General features: G+C 65.2%; 6 protein-coding genes and 2 pseudogenes. 2 read left to right on the forward strand and 6 right to left on the reverse strand.

What is annotated here, in order from left to right:
• The 3 genes and pseudogenes from XAXN_RS22295 to XAXN_RS19920 form a co-directional block, all read right to left on the reverse strand.
• Positions 1 to 178 (reverse strand): helix-turn-helix domain-containing protein (locus tag XAXN_RS22295; protein ID WP_167694850.1); only part of this gene is annotated, 178 nt, incomplete at its 3' end.
• Between the two features lie 60 nt (positions 179 to 238).
• Positions 239 to 1,145: pseudogene (locus tag XAXN_RS19915) on the reverse strand (TonB-dependent siderophore receptor); the annotation flags it as partial.
• Positions 1,146 to 1,436: 291 nt separating this feature from the next.
• Positions 1,437 to 1,919 carry an Lrp/AsnC family transcriptional regulator gene (locus XAXN_RS19920; RefSeq protein ID WP_054320797.1) on the reverse strand — a complete coding sequence of 161 codons (483 nt, stop codon included), beginning with the start codon at positions 1,917 to 1,919 and terminating at the stop codon, positions 1,437 to 1,439.
• 127 nt (positions 1,920 to 2,046) lie between these two features.
• Here XAXN_RS19920 and phhA point away from each other — a divergent pair, with 127 nt between their 5' ends.
• Entirely contained in the window at positions 2,047 to 2,937 is an 891-nt protein-coding gene (phhA, locus tag XAXN_RS19925) for a phenylalanine 4-monooxygenase (RefSeq protein ID WP_054320798.1), read from the forward strand.
• Between the two features lie 138 nt (positions 2,938 to 3,075).
• Positions 3,076 to 3,720 carry a DMP19 family protein gene (locus XAXN_RS19930; protein WP_054320799.1) on the forward strand — a complete coding sequence of 215 codons (645 nt, stop codon included), beginning with the start codon at positions 3,076 to 3,078 and terminating at the stop codon, positions 3,718 to 3,720.
• A gap of 48 nt (positions 3,721 to 3,768) precedes the next feature.
• Here the strand turns inward: XAXN_RS19930 and XAXN_RS23365 are convergent, their stop codons facing one another.
• The 3 genes and pseudogenes from XAXN_RS23365 to XAXN_RS19940 form a co-directional block, all read right to left on the reverse strand.
• Positions 3,769 to 4,314: a M61 metallopeptidase family protein gene (locus XAXN_RS23365; RefSeq protein ID WP_241148228.1), complete on the reverse strand. Its 546-nt coding sequence runs from the start codon at positions 4,312 to 4,314 to the stop codon at positions 3,769 to 3,771.
• A gap of 143 nt (positions 4,315 to 4,457) precedes the next feature.
• A pseudogene (locus XAXN_RS23370) lies at positions 4,458 to 4,571 on the reverse strand (hypothetical protein); the annotation flags it as partial.
• Positions 4,572 to 5,620: 1,049 nt separating this feature from the next.
• Positions 5,621 to 6,263, reverse strand: a 643-nt coding sequence (locus XAXN_RS19940) for a cupin domain-containing protein (RefSeq protein WP_134984945.1), incomplete at its 5' end; no start/stop codon positions are given.

A 6,263-nucleotide genomic window follows, 5' to 3' on the forward strand; every position in this document is an offset into this window, starting at 1 on the left:
ACGGCTGCCTCGGCCCGGTTGGCAAATCGGCAGTCGAGCGACGCTTCTTCCACTTCGCCACCGTTTTCTGATTGATCCCGTAGCGCTTGGACAGCGCTCTCAGGCTCTCTTGACTATGTTGTATCGCTCGACGGATCGCCTCTGTCGTAGTGGCGCTCCCGTGTAGAACCTGGCCCATAGTGCTTCCTTCCAATCGAGGGAAAATAGTGCACCATCAAAGCATGGGATCAAACAGCTAGTCCTCCCCGAAGCGCTGTTCCAGGTTCGCGCATGCAGTGCTGGTTTCGCGCTGCCGGCGCGTCCATTCCGGCGCCATGGTGGTCGAGCGCGACAGGTTGGCGAAGGAGCCGTCGGCCGCGAAGAACGGCACCGTGCCCCAGGTCGAACCGACCGGGGTGTTGTCCTGGCGCTGGTAGCCCACGGTGAGCGTGCTGCTCTCGGTCAGGTCGCCTTCCAGTACCGCCATGCCGGACATTTTGCTGTCGTGGTAGCGGTCGTGGTAGTAATCGCGATCCTGCCAGGCGGCCACCACGCGGTTGCGAAAGCGTCCGTCTTCGGTCAGCGGCGCGTTGACGTCGGCCTGCATGCGGCGGAAATCCCAGGTGCCCGCACTCACCCCGAACGAGGCGTCGAAGTCTTTGCCCGGGCGCTTGCGCAGCAAGTTCACCGTGGCCGAGGGGATGCCCGCGCCGGTGAGCAGGCCAATTGGCGCCGCGGATCACTTCGATGCGGTCGTAGAAGACCGTGTCGTATTCCTGATTGGTGGTGCCGCTCTAGGTGGGCAGGCCATCGACCTGGAAGTCGGCGATCTGGAAACCGCGCGCGAAATACAACGGCCGCTGGGTGTCGTAGAACGACACGTTGACGCCAGCCACATTGCGCATCACATCGTCGATGCTGAACAGCGATTGCTCTTCCAGGCGCTGCAACCCGATCACGCTCACCGACTGCGGCGTTTCCTGCAGGGTCAGCGGCAGCCGCGTGGTGGTGGCCGGTTGCGCGCGACTCACCGTGCCGTTGACGCTGACCTGGTCGAGCGTCGTGGCGTTGGTCGCATCGGCCGCGTCGGCGGCGGGGGCCAAGGTCGACAGCGCGCACAGCAGCGCAGCAGACAACAGGCCAAGGGGAGCGAGGGCAGCAGACATGGGGCGTTCTCGTCGATCGCTGCGGACGCGGTACGTCACGCAACAGGGAAAGGCACAGGCACACGCGGGCGTCCACTCGGACCGGCTGGCTGACCCTGCATGGGCTGGCGATGCGACACGAACGACATGGCCGGACGCGGCCAAGATGCGAGGTGAATGTAAATCGTTATCGTTTATGTGGCAAGCAGCACGTTTCTGCGTTTGCCTGGGAAGCGGCGGCACGCGGCGCGCCTTGCCGGCTGCGGCGTGCGAGCAGCGCCCTGCGCTATCGCCCCATGGCTGATCTGCACCTCAGGCCAGATGCGACAACGGCAAACCTTCCGGCGCCTTTACCGTGCGCAGCACGAAGCTGGAATTCACATCCGATACGCCGGTGGCATTGAGCAGGCGATCGAGCAGGAACCGCGAGAAGTGTTCCAGGTCGCGCACCTGCACCTGCAGCAGATAATCCATGTCACCGGTCAGCGCCCAACATGCCACCACCTCATCCCAGCCGCGCACACCCTCGGCGAAATGCTCGATGTCGGCCTGCCCGTGCTGCTCCAACTGCACACGCACGAACGCCTGCAAGCCCAGCCCCAGCGCGCGCGCGTCCAGGCGCGCGCCATAGCCGGCGATGATGCCGGCGGCCTCCAGACGCTGGGTACGCCGCAGGCACGCGGACGCCGACAGATTGACCTGCATGGCCAGCTCCGCATTGCTGCTGCGCCCCTGCCTCTGCAGCAGGGCGAGCAGGCGCAAATCGGTGCGGTCCAGGGCGATGGGCTGGTCCATATATTGCGCAGCAGCAGACAAAGACGCACGAATCTTGCGCCAATCCGCCTATGGCACGCAAGATTTGCAATCCCGTTGCGCGCGCATCCGGCTAAGGTGACGGCTGATCACCGGGAAGTGCCGCTGCATGAAGACCGCCCCGCAACGCGTCGAAAACCAGCTCACCGACAAAGGCTATGTGCCGGTCTCCACCACCGCGGTGGTGGAGCAGCCGTGGGACGGCTACAGCGCCGACGATCACGCCACCTGGGGCACCTTGTATCGTCGCCAGCGCGAGCTGCTGGTTGGCCGGGCCTGCGACGAGTTCCTGCAGGCGCAGGACGCGATGGGCATGGGCGATACGCACATCCCGCGCTTCGATGCGCTTAACCAGGTGTTGCAGGCAGCCACGGGCTGGACCCTGGTCGGCGTGCAGGGCCTGCTGCCGGAGCTGGATTTTTTCGACCATCTGGCCAACAGGCGCTTCCCGGTGACCTGGTGGATCCGCCGGCCCGATCAGATCGATTACATCGCCGAACCCGATCTGTTCCATGACCTGTTCGGGCACGTGCCGTTGTTGATGAACCCGCTGTTTGCCGACTTCATGCAGGCCTATGGCCGCGGCGGGATCAAGGCGCATGGCATCGGCCCGGACGCGCTGCAGAACCTCACCCGGCTGTATTGGTACACGGTGGAATTCGGTCTGATCGACACGCCGCAGGGCCTGCGCATCTACGGTGCCGGCATCGTGTCGTCCAAGGGCGAATCGCTGTATTCGCTGGAATCGCCGGCACCCAACCGCATCGGGTTCGACCTGCAACGCATCATGCGCACGCGCTACCGCATCGACAACTTCCAGAAAACTTATTTCGTCATCGACAGTTTTGCGCAGTTGATGGAGGCCACCGCGCCGGACTTCACGCCGATCTATGCCGGACTTGCGCAGCAACCGCAGGTGCCGGCGGGTGATGTGCTGCCAAGCGATCGGGTGATCCAGCGTGGCAGCGGCGAGGGTTGGAGCCGCGACGGCGACGTGTGAGGTCAGTGCTGCGCCAGCGCGGCGCCAACTGCTGCGCACCGCAGTGCCGCGGTCACGACGCTGCGATGTGAGCTGCACCGACTCGACACCATCGCCAACGCGCACTAAGGTCAAACCTTCCCACATCGCCTTCGCTCGATGGATCTGACGCATCTGCGCATCCGGCGCTTGGAGCTGGACGACACCCGCCTGCTGTTCACCCTGGCCAACGGCATCCGCATCGACGAGCCCATCCAGGCGCATCGGCTCCTGCTCAAGGCATCGCCGCCGCAACGCGCGCAATGGCACATCACCGAAGACGGCTTCGGGGTGAACTGGCCTGCGGTGGCGCCCCCCACCCTGGAAGGCCTGCTCAACATGCCCGAGTTGTTGTGGCGCCGCCGCGCTGCCCGTGCGCAGGCCAAGCTCACCCAGTTGCGCGGGCGAATGGATGCGCTGTCGCCGGGCGAACGCGAACTGATCGCGCTGGCGCGCCTGGATGCGGACATGAACGAGAGCGGCTACGCCCGCTATTTCGACCGATGGGATGCGGCCACCCGCAGCGATGCATTGCGGGGGCTGGCCGCCATGGGCGCGGCGCAAGCGCGTCAAGCCATCGAGGGCCTGGGCGCGGTGTTCGAGCGCCTGGAAGAAGATCCGAATCTGCTCAGCATCGAGGACATTCTCGATGCCATGAACGACACCGACCGCCAACGCGTGGATGGTTGGGAAGAGGTCTACTACCGCCGCTCGGCTGAACTGGCGCGCCTGGGGCTGACGCATTACGGGGTGGACAAGGCCTGAGCGGCCTTTACCGGATTGCGGGTGCCGGATCCTTGCGGCAGCCCGGGCCTATAGCCGGCACTGCGCATCGTCCACACCTGGCACGCGCTCCCATTGCCAGGTGTCCACCTGCTCGCCGCGCGGCAGGTAGTCCACGTCGAACTCCTTGCCAGCACCTCTCAGACGCAGATGCAGATGCTCGGTTTGATTGCCCTGGATCCCGTCCTGCGGCACCGGCCGCACGATCTCATCGCCATTGCGTACGCCCGCACGCGCGGCCTCGGAGTCTGCCATCAGGCCGCGTACGATGCGTTTGGGTTCGGCCAGCACCGCCGGTTCGAATCCCAGCACATACCGTCGCAGCGGCTTGCTGGTCCTGCGAAAGCACGGCACGAACGCATCAGATGCCGGCAACGGCGGGGTGCCCGCCAGAAACTCGTGAAATTCCTGCACCGCAGTCTCGCCCAGCTCTGCTTCCAGCAAGGTCTCCCAATCTGCCTGCGTCGCATCCCGCTCCTGGGTAATGACCAGCAATTCGCGCAGCAGGTCGTCCAGCGAACGTTGGCCGTGCGAGCGCTTGCGCAGCGCATCGTCCACCGTGGCCAGGTACAACATGCCGCGGCATAGGCGAGCGTGCGGATGCGGTTGTCCTTCCAGAACCCCTCGTCGATACGTGCGTTGGGCAGGTTGCCCAGCGCATTGGTGTAGTAACGCGCCGCGGTGAGGTTGAGCGCCGTCAGGTACTGCTGCGGTGTCAGCAGACCGAAACGCAGCGGCAGTCGGGCCTCATAAAAGACCGCCGAGCCCTCGCTGAACCAGGTGGTGGACTGTCCACGGTTACGGGACAGGCGCGGTTGGTAGGTGTGAAACATCTCATGCGACAAGGTGACCTTGATCTCGTCCAGATCGGTTTCCGCCGGCGCGCCGTAGGTCGTGATGAAGGAGCGGTACAAGGCGGTTCCACTGCCGGCGTTGACCGGCTTGTAGCGCAGGAAAATCGTGTAAGGCTTGGATTCGGGCTGGGGAAACAGTTTCTCGAACTGGTCGTGCAACTGGCCCACCCAGGCCGACAGCGCGGTCGCATCGAACGGCGGCTGCCCCGCCAGGCAACCGAAAACCCATCGGCCCGCGCGACGCGCGGCCAGCGCCCAACGTCCCCGGCCATGAAAAACAGGCCGGGCGGGCTGTTGGTATCGATCTCCCCGACCCGCACGTTGCCCTCGCCGAACGAACTCACACCCTTGGCGCCGTCGGGCAGATGGCTCAGATCCCAGCGGATGTTCAATGCGTAACTCTGCTCCTCGGTTGGCAGCACCAGAAACATCGCCGACGTAGCGGAAAACGCATGGGCATCGTTGCGGAACGATATCGGCGGCGCCGGGCCGCGCGGTGGCCGCGTTGCGTTGGCCGGGATGCGGTAGCGCAGGGTCAGCGGGCCGCTGAGCGCACGCGGCGCGATCCAGACGCGTAGCGGGCCCTGATCGCCGCTTTCCTGCGCGGTGGCGGCACGTCCAGAGAGCTGCACCTGGCCGCGCGCATCGGTCGCCTCGATCGAGGCAATGTGCTCGGCAAGGTGTCAACGTGATTCACCTGCATCGGCAGCTGCACCACGACACCGCCGCGCCGGATGGCCAGCTCTCCGAAGCGCAGGCTGACCTCCAGCGCGTTCACCTCACCCTGGTCCGCAAAGGGTATCAGCTGCAGATCCAGGGACCGATGCGGAAGTCTCCGGCGTGGGGCTGGCCTGGACGCCGGCTGCCACAGCGAGAGCACGAACAAGAATGGCCAGTGAGTTTTCATACGTGTCGGACCGTGGGGAGTGCCGATCACGCAGCAGTCGCGTCCGCTTGCCGCCTGCCGAAGGTCATGTCGTCTGCGGCACATACTGGCGGCCATGGCGGCGATGCTGCTGCCCAAAGGCCTACTTCACCTCGCCAGGCGCCGCCGTGTAAGCCAACAGCAACACCAGCGGTTCTTCCCCGGTTTGCTGTAGCGCATGCGTGCTTCCCGGCCGCGTCAGCAGTGCATCGCCGGCACTGACGTCGTACTGTTTGCCATCCAATGCATACAGCCCACGGCCGCTGACGATGTAGTAGATCTCGTCCTTGTCGTGCAGATGCAGGCCGATGCCGGCGCCCTTGTGCAGCACGCGTTTGCGCAGCACGAAAGCCAGGTCCGGGGCATCGGCGAAGAAGGGATAGGCCGTGGTGGGGCCGGCCCCACCGTGCGGGCCGGGTTGTTCGCGGGCAAGATCGCGTTCGTGCAGCACCAGCGAGGGATGCGCCTGTGCGATGCGTTGGGCGGCGGCATCTGGTGCTACGCCGCAGTCGGCATCGCGGCGTAGTTGCGTCTTGAGCTCGGGCTGCAGCTGCACCCAACCCTGCACCACCAGGCAGGCGATGGCGGTGGCGCGGCTGAAGTGGGTGCCGTCGGCCTTGCCCTGTTCGGGGACGAACAGGAAATACGGTTTGGCGGCCTGCTCGCCAAGCGCGCGAATCCAGTCGCTGGAACTGGCGTTGAGATCGATCAGGCCCACCTGTTCCTGCGACGTCCCCCCGTCCTGA

This window comes from Xanthomonas axonopodis (assembly GCF_001304695.1).
Classification (GTDB): Bacteria; Pseudomonadota; Gammaproteobacteria; order Xanthomonadales; family Xanthomonadaceae; genus Xanthomonas; species Xanthomonas axonopodis.

What these genes read in the sequence shown, in the direction of transcription:
- XAXN_RS19930 (WP_054320799.1), top strand. Translation starts at nt 3,076, where the DNA reads ATGGATCTGACGCATCTGCGCATCCGGCGCTTGGAGCTGGACGACACC.
- XAXN_RS19920 (WP_054320797.1), bottom strand. Translation starts at nt 1,919, where the DNA reads ATGGACCAGCCCATCGCCCTGGACCGCACCGATTTGCGCCTGCTCGCC.
- XAXN_RS23365 (WP_241148228.1), bottom strand. Translation starts at nt 4,314, where the DNA reads ATGTTGTACCTGGCCACGGTGGACGATGCGCTGCGCAAGCGCTCGCAC.
- phhA (WP_054320798.1), top strand. Translation starts at nt 2,047, where the DNA reads ATGAAGACCGCCCCGCAACGCGTCGAAAACCAGCTCACCGACAAAGGC.